Source organism: Pseudomonas sp. IT-P44 (assembly GCF_949768225.1).
In the GTDB taxonomy this organism is placed as follows: Bacteria; Pseudomonadota; Gammaproteobacteria; order Pseudomonadales; family Pseudomonadaceae; genus Aquipseudomonas; species Aquipseudomonas migulae.
This window is the reverse complement of the sequence record NZ_CATKQM010000005.1, coordinates 56,938-73,120: the sequence shown is the minus strand read 5'-3', so window position 1 is coordinate 73,120 and position 16,183 is coordinate 56,938. Positions and strand designations below refer to the sequence as shown.

The 16,183-nt window shown below is 61.7% G+C and carries 14 protein-coding genes; 2 read left to right on the top strand and 12 right to left on the bottom strand.

Annotated features, from left to right (window positions below):
* Positions 1–153: 153 nt before the first annotated feature.
* The 7 genes from ycaC to ACM6IO_RS01980 form a co-directional block, all read right to left on the bottom strand.
* Positions 154–780 (bottom strand): isochorismate family cysteine hydrolase YcaC, encoded by a 627-nt coding sequence (gene ycaC / locus ACM6IO_RS02010; protein ID WP_008032694.1) that lies wholly within the window; start codon positions 778–780, stop codon positions 154–156.
* A 67-nt stretch (positions 781–847) separates the two neighbouring features.
* Positions 848–2,686 carry an amidohydrolase gene (locus ACM6IO_RS02005; protein ID WP_008032693.1) on the bottom strand — a complete coding sequence of 613 codons (1,839 nt, stop codon included), beginning with the start codon at positions 2,684–2,686 and terminating at the stop codon, positions 848–850.
* Positions 2,683–3,273 (bottom strand): antibiotic biosynthesis monooxygenase, encoded by a 591-nt coding sequence (locus ACM6IO_RS02000; RefSeq protein ID WP_008032692.1) that lies wholly within the window; start codon positions 3,271–3,273, stop codon positions 2,683–2,685. The genes ACM6IO_RS02005 and ACM6IO_RS02000 overlap by 4 nt, the downstream gene beginning before the upstream one ends.
* Positions 3,266–3,682 carry a DoxX family protein gene (locus ACM6IO_RS01995; RefSeq protein ID WP_008043253.1) on the bottom strand — a complete coding sequence of 139 codons (417 nt, stop codon included), beginning with the start codon at positions 3,680–3,682 and terminating at the stop codon, positions 3,266–3,268. The genes ACM6IO_RS02000 and ACM6IO_RS01995 overlap by 8 nt, the downstream gene beginning before the upstream one ends.
* A gap of 910 nt (positions 3,683–4,592) precedes the next feature.
* Complete coding sequence (locus tag ACM6IO_RS01990; protein ID WP_008041152.1) at positions 4,593–5,513, bottom strand: LysR family transcriptional regulator; 921 nt, start codon at positions 5,511–5,513, stop codon at positions 4,593–4,595.
* 31 nt (positions 5,514–5,544) lie between these two features.
* Positions 5,545–6,528 carry an MBL fold metallo-hydrolase gene (locus tag ACM6IO_RS01985; protein WP_414910801.1) on the bottom strand — a complete coding sequence of 328 codons (984 nt, stop codon included), beginning with the start codon at positions 6,526–6,528 and terminating at the stop codon, positions 5,545–5,547.
* Between the two features lie 60 nt (positions 6,529–6,588).
* On the bottom strand, positions 6,589–6,732 hold the full coding sequence (locus ACM6IO_RS01980; RefSeq protein ID WP_223453033.1) for a hypothetical protein: 144 nt from the start codon (positions 6,730–6,732) through the stop codon (positions 6,589–6,591).
* 5 nt (positions 6,733–6,737) lie between these two features.
* Between ACM6IO_RS01980 and ACM6IO_RS01975 the strand changes: the two genes are divergently transcribed.
* The gene (locus tag ACM6IO_RS01975) at positions 6,738–7,154 is read left to right on the top strand and encodes a helix-turn-helix domain-containing protein (RefSeq protein WP_008041154.1); all 417 of its coding nucleotides are present in this window, start codon (positions 6,738–6,740) and stop codon (positions 7,152–7,154) included.
* Between the two features lie 280 nt (positions 7,155–7,434).
* Here the strand turns inward: ACM6IO_RS01975 and ACM6IO_RS01970 are convergent, their stop codons facing one another.
* The 3 genes from ACM6IO_RS01970 to ACM6IO_RS01960 form a co-directional block, all read right to left on the bottom strand.
* Positions 7,435–8,877: a catalase gene (locus ACM6IO_RS01970; protein ID WP_414910800.1), complete on the bottom strand. Its 1,443-nt coding sequence runs from the start codon at positions 8,875–8,877 to the stop codon at positions 7,435–7,437.
* Between the two features lie 72 nt (positions 8,878–8,949).
* Positions 8,950–9,774: an alpha/beta fold hydrolase gene (locus ACM6IO_RS01965; RefSeq protein WP_223436811.1), complete on the bottom strand. Its 825-nt coding sequence runs from the start codon at positions 9,772–9,774 to the stop codon at positions 8,950–8,952.
* Positions 9,775–9,805: 31 nt separating this feature from the next.
* The gene (locus ACM6IO_RS01960) at positions 9,806–10,381 is read right to left on the bottom strand and encodes a flavodoxin family protein (RefSeq protein WP_008032866.1); all 576 of its coding nucleotides are present in this window, start codon (positions 10,379–10,381) and stop codon (positions 9,806–9,808) included.
* Between the two features lie 406 nt (positions 10,382–10,787).
* Here ACM6IO_RS01960 and ACM6IO_RS01955 point away from each other — a divergent pair, with 406 nt between their 5' ends.
* On the top strand, positions 10,788–13,592 hold the full coding sequence (locus ACM6IO_RS01955) for an ATP-binding protein (protein WP_414910799.1): 2,805 nt from the start codon (positions 10,788–10,790) through the stop codon (positions 13,590–13,592).
* Here the strand turns inward: ACM6IO_RS01955 and ACM6IO_RS01950 are convergent.
* Complete coding sequence (locus ACM6IO_RS01950) at positions 13,557–15,041, bottom strand: ATP-binding protein (RefSeq protein WP_223481943.1); 1,485 nt, start codon at positions 15,039–15,041, stop codon at positions 13,557–13,559. The two genes, ACM6IO_RS01955 and ACM6IO_RS01950, sit on opposite strands and share 36 nt — an antisense overlap.
* A gap of 176 nt (positions 15,042–15,217) precedes the next feature.
* The gene (locus ACM6IO_RS01945; protein WP_223436801.1) at positions 15,218–16,168 is read right to left on the bottom strand and encodes a GlxA family transcriptional regulator; all 951 of its coding nucleotides are present in this window, start codon (positions 16,166–16,168) and stop codon (positions 15,218–15,220) included.
* Between the last annotated feature and the right edge of the window lie 15 nt (positions 16,169–16,183).

The window sequence follows — 16,183 nt, the reverse complement described above, 5'->3', positions numbered from 1 at the left end:
GAGCGAGCGGTGCGGCGATCCGACTTGCCCGCGAAGAACGATCACGCGGTCGACCAGATACACCGAGTCGCCTGGTTCGCGGGCAAGCCTCGCTCCTACAGGAACCGGCAAAAAAATACCCGCACGGAGGCAGGTATTTTTTTACAGCGGAGCTTATTTCGAAGTCAACACCGAGTAGCTGTTCATCAGGTTGCGGTAGTTGGGAATACGCGGCGACAGCAGGTTCGCCAGGCCTTCCATGTCGTTGCGCCAGTCGCCCTGCAGCTCGCACGCCACGGAGAACCAGTTCACCAGTTGTGCACCGGCGGCGGCCATACGTGCCCACGCAGCTTGTTGCACGGTTTCGTTGAAGGTACCCGAGGCGTCGGTCACCACAAACACTTCAAACCCTTCGGCCAACGCCGACAGCGTCGGGAAGGTCACGCAAACGTCAGTCACCACACCGGCGATGATCAGTTGCTTGCGGCCGGTGGCTTTGACGGCCTTGACGAAATCTTCGTTGTCCCAGGCGTTGATCTGGCCTGGACGCGGGATGTACGGCGCGTCCGGGAACTGCTCTTTCAATTCCGGCACCATCGGGCCGTTCGGGCCGTTTTCGAAGCTGGTGGTGAGGATGGTCGGCAGTTTGAAGAACTTGGCCACGTCGCCCAGGGCCAGCACGTTGTTCTTGAATTCGTTCGGCGAGAAATCCTGAACCAGCGAAATCAGACCGGTCTGGTGATCGACCAACAGGACAACGGCATCGTCTTTGTTCAGGCGTTTGTACGGAACGTTGCTCATGTGAAACTCCTCGATGGATGGGTATTACGTCAGGCGCCGACACGCGGGTCGGCGCTTTTTTTGATCGTCAGAACGCGAAGCACGAGCAGCCGAAGGCGCCCCAGAAACCGGCGAAATCGCTGACCGGCGCGTTCGACAACCGCGCCTTTTCATGACTGTGGGAATGCACGCCGCACGGCCCGCTGCAATGGTGAACCTGCGCCTGCATCGGCGACGTCGGGCGCCAGTGACCCGGCACCTTGACCACCGGCGACCAGTCCGGCAGCACCGGCACACTGGCCGGGCCGAGTTTTTCGAAATCACCGGCGGCGTACACCACCTTGCCGCCGACCACAGTCAACACCGACTCGATCCACTTGATCGCTTCTTCGTCGACGCTGAAAAAGTCCGCGCTCAGGGCTGCGACGTCAGCCAGTTGGCCGACCTTGATCATGCCTTTCTTGCCCTGCTCGGAAGAGAACCAGGCGCTGCCGTGGGTGAACAGCTCCAGCGCGGTCTGCCGGGACAGCCCCTCGGCGTGCAGCTCCAGGCCACCGACGGTGCGACCGCTGACCATCCAGTACAGCGAAGTCCATGGGTTGTAGCTGGACACCCGCGTCGCATCGGTACCCGCGCCAACCGGTACACCTTCGGCCAGCATGCGCTTGATCGGCGGCGTCGCTTCGGCAGCCTTGGCGCCGTAACGCTCGACGAAATACTCGCCCTGAAACGCCATGCGATCCTGAATCGCGATACCACCGCCCAGCGCCCTCACCCGCTCGATGTTTTGCGGCGTGATGGTTTCGGCGTGGTCGAAAAACCATGGCAAACCATTGAACGGAATGTCGCGGTTAACCTTCTCGAACACGTCGAGCATGCGGCTGATGGATTCGTTGTAGGTGGCGTGCAAACGGAACGGCCAGCGCTGCTCGACCAAGTGGCGGACCACCGGTTCCAGCTCGTCTTCCATGGTTTGCGGCAGGTCCGGACGCGGTTCGAGGAAGTCCTCGAAATCCGCCGCCGAAAACACCAGCATTTCCCCGGCGCCGTTGTGTCGCAGGAAATCATCGCCCTGATGCAGGGTCACGCTGCTGGTCCAGTTTTTGAAATCGGTCAGCTCTTCTTTCGGCTTCTGGGTGAACAGGTTGTAGGCGATGCGGATGGTCAGTTGCTGGTCCTTGGCCAACTGCTCGATCACCTGGTAATCGTCCGGGTAATTCTGGAAACCGCCACCGGCATCGATGGCGCTGGTCAGGCCGAGACGGTTGAGTTCGCGCATGAACTGGCGGGTCGAGTTGACCTGATACTCCAGCGGCAACTTCGGCCCCTTGGCCAGTGTCGAGTACAAAATCATCGCGTTCGGGCGCGCCACCAGCATGCCGGTCGGCTCACCGTTGGCATCGCGCACGATTTCGCCACCCGGCGGGTTCGGCGTGTTGCGGGTGTAACCGGCCACGCGCAACGCGGCGCGGTTGAGCAGAGCGCGGTCATATAGATGCAGGACAAATACTGGCGTATCCGGTGCCGCCTGGTTGAGCTCCTCCAATGTCGGCATGCGCTTTTCAGCGAACTGGAATTCGTTCCAGCCACCGACCACGCGCACCCACTGCGGCGTTGGCGTGCGGTCGGCCTGATCCTTGAGCATGCGCAGGGCGTCGGCCAGCGACGGCACACCTTCCCAGCGCAGTTCGAGGTTGTAGTTCAAACCGCCACGGATCAGGTGCAAGTGCGAGTCGTTGAGGCCGGGGATTACGCAGCGGCCCTTGAGGTCGATGACCTGGGTGCCGGAGCCGCGCAGGGCCATGGCTTCGGCGTCAGTGCCGACCGCGACGAAGCGGCCATCGCTGATGGCGACGGCACTGGCGCGTGGGTTTTCACGGTCAACGGTATGAAATTGGCCATTGAACAAAATCAGGTCGGCGTTCATCGCGTTTCCTTGGGCTGAGTGGAGGGGGACAGCCAAGGCGCGAACAAACGCGTCGCCATTGGCATGAACAGGTACACCACCGAGACGACGATGGTCAGCGTGATCAGGAACGTGGCGACCACGTAATTGGACAGGAACGCGTTAAGCCGCAACAGCGGGCCCCAGATCAGCGGCACCAGCAAGGTGTGCGGCAGAATCACCAACAACGTCACCACGGCCTGCTTCCAGCGCGGCGGCGGCGAACCGGTTTCAGCCTGTGGCGCGAACCAGAATTCTTTGACCGGGTTGACCTCGGTCTGGTCGCCATCGGCGAGCATCGGCGTGGCTTCGTTGACCAGTTCCAGCCGTTGTGGCGAATCGAGCCAGTGCTGCATCGCGTCGGTGGAGCAAAAGCGCAGCACGCAGGTGTACATGTCGAGGCCGGCGCTCTTGCCGCGCATCACATCCACCCCCAAGTGCCCTTCCTGCTGCCCGGCGATGCTGACGATGTTGCGCAACCAGGCTTCGTAGGGCACTTCAAAACCGGCTTTGACCCGGTGCTTGATGACCAGGGTCACGACTTCCTCGAAACGATTGGATTCAGGCATAACGCAAAGCTCCGGCGAATCGGACATTGAGCGCCAGCCGTCCCGGCCCGGCGATAAAAAGGCTGGTGAACAGAATCAACAGCAGCCAGCCGAACTGCCCTTCCTCGAGGCTCCATTGCGGGTGCACAACCAGCAGCGCGATCCACAACACAGACAAAACCGGCAGGCACGCCAGGCGCACCAACACCCCGGCAATGATCAGTAGCGGGCACAGCACCTCGGCAAAAATCGCCAGCATCAGCGTGACATTCGCGCCCAGATGGAAAGGGTCTTCGATGACTTGCAGTTGAGCGTTGTAGTTAAGCAGCTTGGGCAAACCGTGCACCCACAGCAGAAACAAACCACCGCTGACCCGCAAAAAAAAAAGCCCGATATCCTGGGCCCGTTCATCCCATTGCGAAGCGTTCATGGACTACCTGCACAAATGAAAAACCATCGGCGTCAAAGCGCCGGGACCTCATTCGATAGTGCCGGTGTGGGGGCGGGGAAAATTGAATGTACGTGCTCTTTTTCACAGACATCGCACAGCCCCTGTAGGAGCCGGTTTGCCGGCGAAAGATTTCGGATAGTGCGGTGTTCTTGAGGCCGCCATCGCGAGCAGGCTCACTCCTACAAGGTCCCTGTCGTACGCCGATCAACTGTAGGAGCCGGCTTGCTGGCGAAAGATTTTGGAAGGTGCGGTGTTCTTGAGGCCGTCATTGTCGGAACGCCGCCCGCAGCAAGCCGGCTCCTACAGAGGGTTGGGTACATTCGTGGGTGAAGGGTCGGCTGGAAGCACGCCATCGCCAGCAAGCCGGCTCCTACAGGGGGTTGGGTACATTCGTGGGTGAAGGGTCGGCTGGAAGCACGCCATCGCCAGCAAGCCGGCTCCTACAGGAGATTGGGGACATTCGTGAGTGAAGGGTCGGCTGTCAGGCCGCCTTCGCGAGCAAGCATCGCTCCTACGAAGAGCCAAGCAACGCACCCGCTTTTCACCACTCATCAGGCCGAGCGTTAGCTCGCCTTCAGCTTTTGATTTTGATCTGCCCGCCCCTTCGGGAGGCCGAGTGGAGGTTCTGCGCAGTGGGCAGCCCGGCATGGATGCCGGGCTAGCCGCCCCCGGCCAGGGATGGCCGATGGCGGCGGGCCCACGGAGCAGGACCGGAGCGAGGGAACACCGAGCCTTAGCGAGGGGCCGGACGCCGGGGCAAGACTTTTTGGTTCCTTTTGTGGCGTTTGACAAAAGGGACTCGCCGTAAGGGCGAAACCACCAGCAGCCGTTACCACAAAAATGGATATGTACACCCGAAACAAAATGGTCGGCCCAAAGGCCGCCACGTTCAACCCGATACAGGCAAAGGCCTGGACATAAACTCACTGATCCGCGACCGCAACCACCGCTCCGCCGGATCATTGTCATGCACCCCACTCCAAGCCATCGAAAGCTGCGCAGCATCAATGGGAAACGGTGGATCCTCAGCCCGCAACGCACACCCCTCAACCAGCGCACACGCCGCATAATCCGGCACCGTCGCAATCATCTCCGTGCCGGCCAGCAACGCACGCAACCCACTGAACTGCGGAACACCCAACACCACCCGACGACTGCGGCCAACCTTGGCCAGATCCAGATCGATATTGCCGCTCAGATCACCGGAAAACGACACCATCGCATGGGGTCGCTCGCAGTATTCGTCGAGCGTCAGCAGCCCAGGTCGCTTGTCCCCACGCAGCACCTTGCAGGGGATGTCGCGCAATTTCTTGCACTTCGCATTCGCGGGCAAATCCGTGGTGTAACTCACCCCCACAGAGATCTCTCCCGAAGCCAGCAAAGCCGGCATCAGCAAATAGTTCGCACGCCGCACCACCACAACAATCCCCGGCGCCTCTTCTTGCAGTTGCCGCAACAACGGCGGAAACAAACCGAATTCGGCGTCGTCCGACAAACCAATGCGGAACACATCGCAGCTGCTCGCCGGATCAAATTCCTTCGCCCGACTGACCGCCCCGGAAATCACATCCATCGCCGGCTGCAATTCCTTGAGAATCGCCAGCGCCCGCGTTGTCGGCTCCATGCCGCGGCCATTACGCAACAGCAACGGATCGTCAAACAGATCCCGTAACCGCCCCAGCGCCGCACTCACCGCCGGTTGGCCCATGAACAATTTTTCAGCGACACGGGTCAGGTTCTTCTCGAACATCAAGGCCTCGAAAATCACCAACAGGTTCATGTCGACGCGGCGCAGATCGTTACGGTTCATAGGCACGGCTCCCTTGTGAATGCGTCGGACTTTACTCGATCAGCGGCACTTTCGCCGCACGTTTATAAGGACCGTATTCGACCGGCACCCATTGAAAATGCTTGCCCTCTGCAGCGATATGGCCAATGCCCGGAAACGGCAAATGCGCTGCCGTCACCCAGGTTTTACCGGCGGCTGCATCGCTGAACACCTTGGCGCGGCTTTTGATCGCTTGCTGACTGTTGACGTCAAAGCCGATCGAGACTTCCGGGTGCAAGAACTGCACCGCGAGGTTATGCACCAGATCCCCCATGAACAAAATGCTCTGCCCTTGAGAGGTGAAGCGGTACGTCGTGCTGCCCGGCGTGTGCCCGGCTTCCAGCGTGGCCTCGACCCCCGGCACAGGCGACTGGCCGGCGTCGAACGTCTTGAAACGTCCCGCCGCGACGTACGGTGCGGTGGAGTCCTGAGCTATTTTGAAATACGGCTTGGCGCCCTCGGGAGCTTTGGCCAGCGCCTGAGGATCAAGCCAGTAATCGGCTTCGGCCTTCGCGGCGTAGACCGTGGCGTTGGCAAAAACCGGTTTCTGCTGGCCATCGACCAATCCACACACATGGTCCAGGTGCAAGTGAGTCAACAGAATCGTGTCGACCTGCGAAGGCTCGTAGCCGGCGGCTTTCATGTTGTCCGAGAGCATGCCCGCCGTCGCACCGATGCATTGTCCGGCGCCGGTATCCACCAGGATCAATTGCTTGCCGGTGTTGATCAGGAAGGCGTTGAACGCAGTCTGCACCCCCGGCGTTTCAATCGAGCGGCGGGCCAGCAGTGCGCGGATCTGGCTTTGGGTCAGGCCCTGGAGCAGTTTGGGCGACAGGTCGTTGTAGCCGTCGAACAGCGCCGTCACCTCAAAGTCGCCCACCGCCAGGCGGAAGTAGCCCGGCACCTGGGTGCCGACCTGTGCCGGTGCCTGAGCCGAGGAGATTCCTGACGCCAACGCCACCGCGAGGCCCAACGCGCCAACCAGAGAATATTTCATGCCGTCACCCTTGATCAAGTCAGAAGAGCGGCCATGCACAGGCCCGCCACAAGACGTCGATCATGCCTCGCCCGGCACCGCAAAAATTGCAGCCATGTGCTGAGTCAGCGTTGTTGGCCACCACTGCGCATCGGCGAAATTAACAACGTTTAACTCGCCTGCCAGAGCCCCGCGACCAAGAATGAAGCTCACCGAAACGGACATTTGTCATGGCTCATTCTCAGCAAAACGTCGCTCGCGCGACTGCCACTGAAACGCGAAAGAAAACCACCGGCGGCCTGACCCCGTGGCGCGAAAGCCTGGTCAAGCAACTGATCCTCGAACGCCTCGGTGAAACCGTCGAAGTGACCGAACTGGCACGCGCCTGCGCCCTCTCGCGCAGTCATTTCTCCCGCGCATTCAAGTGCAGCACCGGCCTCTCGCCGCAAGACTGGATTCGCCACCAACGCATCGCCCGGGCCAAGCAACTGATCCAGAACACCGACCTGAGCCTCACGCAAATCAGCCTCGAATGCGGCTTCTGCGATCAGGCGCACTTCTGCCACATCTTCACCCGCAGCGAAGGCATCAACCCTTTCGCCTGGCGCTGCCGAGCCGTGCGCGCGCTTCCACGCGTCAACCTGTAGGAGCTTGGCTTGCTGGCGATGGCGATTTTACGGACGCCATCGCCAGCAAGCCGGCTCCTACAGGGATTGTGGGGGTGTTCGGGGATTGAGGATCGACGCAAAACCTGTAGGAGTCCGGCTTGCCGGCGATGGCGATTTCATAGGCGCCATCGCCGGCAAGCCGGCTCCTACAAGGGATTGTGGGGTGTTCGGGATTTGGGGATGACGCAAAACCTGTAGGAGCCCGGCTTGCTGGCGATGGCGATTTCATGGGCGCCATCACCGGCAAGCCTGCCGCCTTTTACCCTAACGGCACCAACCGCTCCAACGCCTCGGCCACGCCAAATCCGTACGCCGGATCGGCCTTGGTGCAGTTGTCGATATGACGCTGGCGGATTGCCTGCGGTACGCCGTTCATGGCGCGTGCGGTGTTGTCGAACAGCAACTGCTTGCGCGCCGGATCGAGCAGTCGAAACAGGTTACCCGGCTGTTCGTAATGATCCTCTTCCAACCGATGATCATAATGCTGCGCAAAGCCTTCCAGCGGCAGCGGCGGCTCGGCCAGTTCCGGCGAATCCTGCCACTCACCGACACTGTTCGGGAAGTAACTGGCGGTACCGCCGAGGTTGCCGTCGGTGCGCATGGCGCCGTCGCGGTGGTAGCTGTGCGCCGGGCAGCGCGGCGCGTTGACCGGGATGTGGTTGAAGTTCACGCCGAGGCGATAACGCTGGGCATCGCCATAGGAAAACAGCCGCGCCTGGAGCATGCGGTCCGGTGAAAAACTCACGCCCGGCACCACGTTGGCCGGCGAAAACGCTGCCTGTTCGATTTCGGCAAAGTGGTTTTCGGCGTTGCGATTGAGCTCCATGACGCCCACTTCAATCAACGGGAATTCAGCGTGTGGCCAGACCTTGGTCAAGTCGAACGGGTTGTGCCGATAGTTGAGCGCCTGCTCTTCCTCCATCACCTGAATGCACAATTTCCAGCGCGGGAAGTTGCCCTGCTCGATGACTTCGTAAAGGTCGCGCAGATTGCTTTCGCGGTCCTTGCCGACCACTGCTTCGGCCTCGGCGTCCGAGAGGTTTTCGATGCCTTGCTGGCAGACAAAATGAAACTTCACCCACACCCGTTTGTTGTCGCGGTCGATCAGGCTGAAGGTGTGACTGCCGAAGCCGTGCATGTGACGGAAACTGGTGGGAATTCCGCGATCGCTCATCACGATGGTCACCTGGTGCAGCGCCTCGGGCAGCAGGGTCCAGAAGTCCCAGTTGCTGGTGGCGTTGCGCAGGCCGGTGCGCGGGTCGCGTTTGACCACGTGGTTGAGGTCGGAGAAACGCAGCGGGTCGCGAAAGAAAAACACCGGCGTGTTGTTGCCGACAATGTCCCAATTGCCTTCGTCGGTGTAGAACTTCACCGCGAAGCCACGGATATCACGCTCGGCATCCGCCGCGCCGCGTTCACCGGCCACCGAGGAAAAACGCACGAACAGCGGCGTTTCCTTGCCCACCGAGCTGAAGATGCTGGCTTTTGTATAACGGGTGATGTCATGGGTGACGGTGAAGGTACCGTAGGCGCCCGCACCCTTGGCGTGCATGCGCCGTTCCGGGATCAGTTCACGGTCGAAGTGGGCGAGTTTTTCCAGCAACCAGATGTCTTGCAAGAGTGCCGGTCCACGGGGGCCGGCGGTCTGGATATTGAGGTTGTCGGCCACCGGTGCCCCGGTGGCGTTGGTCAGCTTTTTCATGGTCAGGTTCTCGAAGGATTCGGCTCATCAGGAGCGAGAACGGCGCGGATCTACGCCCGCGCCGTGGGCACATCAACCCTTGAGGAACGCCAGCAGGTCAGCGTTGAGCTGATCCTTGTGGGTATCAGTCAGGCCATGGGGCGCGCCGGGGTAGACCTTCAGCGTAGACCCCTTGACCAGTTTTGCCGAAGCAATGCCGGCGGCCTCGATCGGCACCACCTGGTCCGCGTCGCCATGCACCACCAGCGTGGGGATGTCGAATTTCTTCAGGTCTTCGGTGAAGTCGGTTTCGGAAAACGCCTTGATGCAGTCATAAGCGTTCTTGTGGCCGGAGGTCATGCCTTGCATCCAGAACCAGTCGATCATGCCTTGCGACGGTTTGGCGTCCGGTTTGTTGAAGCCGAAGAACGGACCGCTGGCGAGGTCGATGTACAGCTGCGAACGGTCGACCAGGGACGCCTGACGAATACCGTCAAACACCTCGATCGGCAGGCCACCGGGGTTGGCTTCGGTCTTGAGCATCTGCGGCGGCACCGCTGAAATCAGCCCGGCCTTGGCCACGCGCCCGGTGCCGTGGCGACCGATGTAGCGCGCCACTTCACCACCGCCGGTGGAGAAACCGAACAGCACGGCGTCTTTCAGGTCGAGTCGTTCGATCAACTGCGCCAGGTCATCGGCGTAGGTGTCCATGTCGTTGCCGGTCCACGGCTGACTGGAACGGCCATGGCCACGACGGTCGTGGGCGATCACCCGGTAGCCTTTAGAGGCGAGGAAGATCATCTGCGATTCCCAGCTGTCGGCGTTCAGCGGCCAACCGTGGCTGAAGACGATGGGCTGGCCGGTGCCCCAATCCTTGTAATAAATCTCGGTGCCGTCTCGGGTGGTGAACGTGCTCATGCGATGTTTCCTCAGGAGGGTTGGGGGTGATTCAAACCGGTGAGTGGCTCAGGCGTTCAGCCAGCCGCGCCACGCGTTCGCCCAGGTGCGCGGCGGTGCAGCGGTCTTCCGGGGGCGGTGCGAATTCGGGGGACTGTTCGACATTCGACTGCGCCATGGCGCCCAGCGAACTACCGAGGCGATTGAGCTGCCCGTCGAACACGCCGGTGCCGGAGCGTGCCGGCAGCAGGTCGAGGCCGACCCAGATCATCGAATGCTGCGCGGCGAACACCGCCATCTGCAGCAAGGTGTTGAGTTTGTCGCCACACAGGCAGCCGGAATTGGTGAAACCCGCCGCGAGTTTGTCGCGCCAGGGTTGGGTCAGGTAGAACGCCGCCGTGGCTTCCATAAACCCCTTGAAGCGTGCCGAGGCGCTGCCCATGTAGGTCGGCGCACCGAAAATGATCGCGTCGGCGTTGTGCAAACGGTCCCAGTGCTGGTCCACGTCCTCGACCGAAATCAGCTGGCAGGTACTGCCCAGGTGCCGCTCCACACCTTGGGCCACGGCTTCGGCCATGACCCGTGTGTGCCCGTAGCCACTGTGATAGACCACCACCACGTTGCTCATTCCGGCGTCCTCATGACAAATAAATCCCTTTTCACAACACGGCCCCCCTGTAGGAGCCGGCTTGCTGGCGATTGCGATGTACCCATCGCCGACAACTTCGGCTGAAATACCGCAATCGCCAGCAAGCCGGCTCCTACAGTTTGAGCAGTTGCGGTGCTGGAGTTTTGGGCGTAGACCGGACGCAGGACGAGTTAAACGTTGTTAATTTTCCCTGGCGCGCCAAAAGCCCCGGCGCCTTCTACACAAGCGCCGCGCCCAGTAAAAACGCAAAGAACAGGGAGGATCGTAAACCGGCAGTCCAAGTGAACACCCGGCAGTCAGTTGGCCAGCGCATTGCGCGAATGAACAAACCTGACGAATATGCTCGGTAACCGCGTACCAGACGGCTGCAAGCAGGAGTGACCCGTTGACCCTTTCCCCCGAACAGGCCATCCATTTCGGCCCTTACCGGATCTATCCCGGACAACGCCTGGTGATGGAGGCCGACCAGCCCCTGCGCCTGGGTCGGCGTGCCATGGATATTCTGTTGATCCTTCTGGAACACGCCGGAAATGTGGTCAGCAAACAGGAACTGATCGCCGGGGTCTGGCCCAAAAGCGTTGTCGAAGACATCAACCTGCGGGTGCACATGGCGGCGTTGCGCAAAGCCCTCGGCGACGGCCAGAACGGCCAGCGTTACATCGTCACCGTGGCCCAGCGCGGCTACAGCTTTGTCGCGCCGTTCTCTTTGGAGCACATCGAGCAACATCCGGCGAATGAAGCCCCCGCACCGAACGGCCACAACCTGCCCGTGCGGCGTACACGCATGATCGGTCGCCAGGCCCTCGTCGACAGCCTGGTGGTCCAGTTGTCACGCCAGCGTTTCATCACGCTGGTCGGCCCCGGCGGCATCGGCAAAACCACCGTGGCCCTGCGCGTTGCCGAGCAATTGATCGGGCGCTACCGCGATGGCATTCGTCTGCTGGACCTGGCACCGATCAACGACCCCTCGATGATCAGCGCGCATCTGGCGACGCTGCTCGAACTGTCGTTGCATGACACCGACCCGATGAGCGGCCTCCCCGCATTTTTGCGCGACCGGCAGATGCTGCTGGTGATCGACAACTGCGAACACCTGCTCGACGCCATCGCCGTGTTGAGCGAAAGCATCCTGCGCGCCGCGCCCGACGTGCACATCCTGACCACCAGCCGCGAGAGCCTGCGGGCCGAAGGCGAGTTCGTTCAGCGTCTTGAGTCACTGGACTGCCCGCCGCCCATTGCCGTGCTCGACCGCGCGCAGGCCCTGAGCTTTTCGGCCTTGCAGTTGTTTGTCGAACGGGCGATGGCCAGCCACGACAGTTTCGAACTGCGCGATGACGAGCTGCCGCTGGCGATTGAAATCTGCCGGCGCCTGGACGGTATTCCCCTGGCGATTGAACTGGCGGCGGCGCAAGTCGGCGGCCTCGGCGTGGGCGGCTTGCTCACGCAACTGCAAGGCAGTTTTCGCCTGCTCACCCAAGGCTGCCAGACCACCTTGGGTCGCCATCAAACCTTGCGCGCCACGTTGGACTGGAGTTTCGAACTGCTGAGTGCCTGCGAACAAACCTGCCTGCGCCGACTGAGCGTGTTCAGAGGCGGCTTCACCCTGGAGTCGGCAGCAGCAGTGATCGTCGGCGAACATATCGAACCCTGTGAGGTGTTTGGCTCGATCACACAACTGGTGGCCAAGTCGCTGCTGAACGTCGAGGTCGGCGACGAAGAAGTGTTCTACCGCCTGCTCGACACTACGCGCAGCTACGCCCTGGAAAAACTCGACCAGGCCGCCGACCTGCCGGGCACCCGCGAACGCCACGCCGAGCGTTGCCTGGCCTTGATGCATCAGGCCCAGCAGGACTGGGAGCTGATCGCGACGGCGACGTGGATCGAGCGTTATGCACGCAGTCTGGAAGATATTCGCGCAGCCCTCGATTGGGGCTTGGACGCACAAGGGCCGCAGACGTTGGCGATCCGCCTGACCGCGACATCGACGCCGCTCTGGCAGGAAATGTCGCTGCTCAAGGAGCACGGCGTGTATGTGCGCAAGGCGCTGGCCCTGCTGGATGCCGCGCCCGAGCCCTGCCCCCGGCTGAAAATGGCCCTCAAACTGGCCCTCGGCAGCGCCTGCTACCACACCCATGGCGGCACGGCGGAAACCGTCGAGGCCTTCGTCAGCGCCAGAACGCTGGCCAGGCACTGCAACGACGTGGCCGGTCAGTTGCGTGCGGTGTCCGGACACATGGCGGTCAACCTCTGCTGTGCCAACTATCAAATGGCCCTGGAGCAGAGCCAGCAGTTCGACCGGTTGGGGCTGCACGGCGATGAAGTGTTGTCCCTCAGCACCCACCGTTTGCGGGTGCTGGCGCTGCACTTTGCCGGGAATCAGGAACAGGCGCGGGTGAATGCCGAAGAGGTGCTGCAGCGCATGGCCCAGAGCGGCCACCTCAACCGCTTCACCCACGGTTTTGGCGTGCAGTACGACCAGAGCGTCGCCGCCCTGACCATTCTGGCACGCATCCTCTGGCTGCAAGGCCGGCCGGAACAGGCGTGGCGCACCGCCCGGCAGGCGCTGGACATCGCGATGCAGATCAACCACGGCACGTCCATCTGCTACACCCTGGCGCTGGCCGGTTGCCTGATCGCCCACTACAACGGCGACACCCGCACCGCGCGCGAACTCTTGCGACTGCTGCTGGAACAGGCGCAAAAGCACTCGGTGCTGCTGTTCTACACCTGGGCCATGCACTACGCACAGGTGATCGATCACACCGAGCTGCGCTCCTCCCTTCTGCCGGGCGAGGGGTTGATCAAGGACATCATGGTGACGCTGGACACCGGTTTCGTCGATGACGACTTGTCACAACGGGCAGATACCGGCATCGCGGGCTGGAACACGGCGGAGATCCTGCGAGCCAGGGCTGAGGCGCTTCTGGCGCAAGAGTGCCCGTTGAACACCGACGCGGCCGAGGCCTTGCTGATCAGGGCCTTGAACGTCGCCAACCATCAGGGCGCCCTGGCCTGGGAACTGCGCAGCGCTACCTCGCTGGCACAGCTTTGGCAGCGTCAGGGCCGGCACCGGCAAGCCCATACGCTGCTGGCACCGATCTACAACCGGTTCACCGAAGGTTTTGCCACACCGGACCTGACGAAAGTCCGCCGTTTACTCGACGAGTTGCAGCGCCACGTGCCCGCTTGATACCCACCGCGCTCGGCTGATGTAGCGGGCGTAACGCATTTCAACGGTGCGCAATTCACCGCTGCCCTCGAGTTTCTCCAGGGCGTAGGTGCGGGTGGTGTTGAGGAAACGGTAGCGGGCCAGTCCGCCGCCCTGCTCCAGCGATAGCAACGATTTGAGCGCCAGACTTTCCACCCCTTCAATCAAGCGGGCAGGCAGCAATGCCGCGCAACTGATCACGCCAATGGCGGCATCCAGCGTAAAGGCCATCTTGAACACCGACAGGCGCTGCAACACGGTTTGCTCCAGCGGGCTCAGTTGCTCATAGCTCCAGTCCAGCGCCGCTTTCAAGGTTTGATGCCGGGGCACGGCGGTGCGCCGGCCCTGGGTCAGCAGCTGAAAACAATTGTCCAGTTGAGCTTGCAGGCCCACCAGCGCCAACGCATCAATCTGCGCCGCCGCCAGTTCGATGGCCAGGGGCAGACCATCGAGCCGGCGACAGATTTCGCGCACGACCTTGAGGTCTTGTTCGCGCAGCACAAAGCCTTGCTGACGAGCACGGGCACGGCTGACGAACAGTTGCACCGCCGAATAGCCCATCGCTTCGGCCACACTGTGCAACGCCGAAGCCGGAGGCACCGCCAGTGGCGGCAAACGCTGGACCGTTTCCCCCTGCGCCTGGAGCGGCTCGCGACTGGTCACCAGGATCGACAGGCGTGGCGCCGCCATCAGCAGGTCCTCGACCAGTGTCCGGCAGCGTTCGAGCAGGTGCTCGCAATTATCAAGCACCAATAACGCATGACGTTGCGCCCATGTCTCCAGGGTGGTTCCGACGCCCAGCTCGAGCGCCCGGGTCAGATGATCGACCACCTGCGCAGGGTCATCGATCACCGCCAGATCCACCAGCCAGACCCCATCCTGATAATGCTGCAAGAGCAGTTCGGCCACGCGCAACGCCACGGTGGTCTTGCCGATGCCGCCGGGACCGGTCAGGGTCATGAGGCGCCGAACCGGTAACTGGCGGACCAGACTGCCGACCAGCGAATCGCGCCCGATCACCGGCGACAGGCGCGCGGGCAGGTTGTGTTGAGGTTTCTGAACCGTTTCGATCGAGGCCAGCGTACTCGCCGGCACCCGCTGCACGGCTGCGATAAAGCTATAACCGCGCTGGGGAATGTTGACGATGTAGCGCTGCCCGTCCTGCCCGTCGCCCAGTGCGCGACGCAGCGCGGCGATGTGCACGCGCAGGTTGATCTCCTCGACCACCGAAGTCGGCCAGACGAGTGCGATGAGTTCGTCCTTGCTGACCACGTTGCCCGCGCGCTGGACCAGCACCTGCAAGATATCCAGGGCCCGCCCGCCCATGCGCAGCGGCCGGTCCCCGTCGAGGATCAGGCGTTGCCGCAGGTGAAACGCATAAGGGCCGAATCGCAGCACCGCTTCGTTGTTCAAATCACTGACGCTGTTCATGCAGGTCCACGTGCGCAAACCCTAAGCGGCTCAACGGATTGTCATTTCCATTGCGCGCCAGGCTCGCGCCTCCATTACAAAGAGTTCACGGGTATCTTCGCAGGCCTCGGTGACGGAACAACGACCACGATGGGAGCGTCACGGTCATCACGGTGCGCAAAACGGACAAAAAGGCACTAGCTGAACTGTTCGCGGTACTGGGACGGGGTCAATCCGAGTTTTTCACTGAACAGAAACCGCATGTGCCGCACACTGCCGAAACCACTTTTGAAAGCCACGGTCTTGAGCGGCAAGTCACTGGTTTCCAACAGATTTCTCGCACAGTCGATGCGTGCGCTCTGGAGAAATTCCATCGGCGTCATGTTCACTTCCCGGGCGAACACCCTGGCGAAATGACGCGGACTCATGGTGGCCAGGCCGGCCATGCGCTCGATGCTGAAGGCTTCGTCGAGGTGGTCGAGCACATAGTTCTGCACGCGTGTCACCGGCGTTTCGTGAGGGGCCACCGTCGCCATCAACGGACTGAATTGCGCCTGTCCGCCCTGACGTTTCATCACCACCAGCAACACCTTGGCCACGTCCTGAGCGACTTTCTTGCCATGGTCTTCGGCAACCACGGCGAGTGCCAGGTCAATGCCGGCAGTGACGCCGCCGGAGGTGATCAGGTTTCGGTCCTGAACAAAGATCTGATCGGTCTCCACCGTCGCCTTCGGGAACCCCTTGATCAGCCGTTCGGTGTAATGCCAGTGGGTGGTGACACGGTAGCCATCAATCAGGCCGGCATTTCCGAGCACGAATGCGCCGGTGCAGATCGAGCCATAACGTCCGGCCCGCTTAACCGCACCTTTGAGCCAGCCGAGCAACGGCGGGTGTTTTTCGTTGTAGGCCCCCGGGCCGCCCGGCACCAGCAACAGGTCATACGCCTGATCCGCCTGATCGATATGCACATCGGCCTGCACGCTGACACCGTTGGAGGCACGCAATGCGCCGTGCTCGGTGCCGATGGTCGACAACACGTAACGCTCGGCCGGTTCCAGATAACGATTGGCGATGGAAAACACCTCCATGGGCCCGGCCATGTCGAGCAGGAGAAAATCAGGGAACAGCACCATTGCCACGGTTTTCATGGGTTCAAAATCACT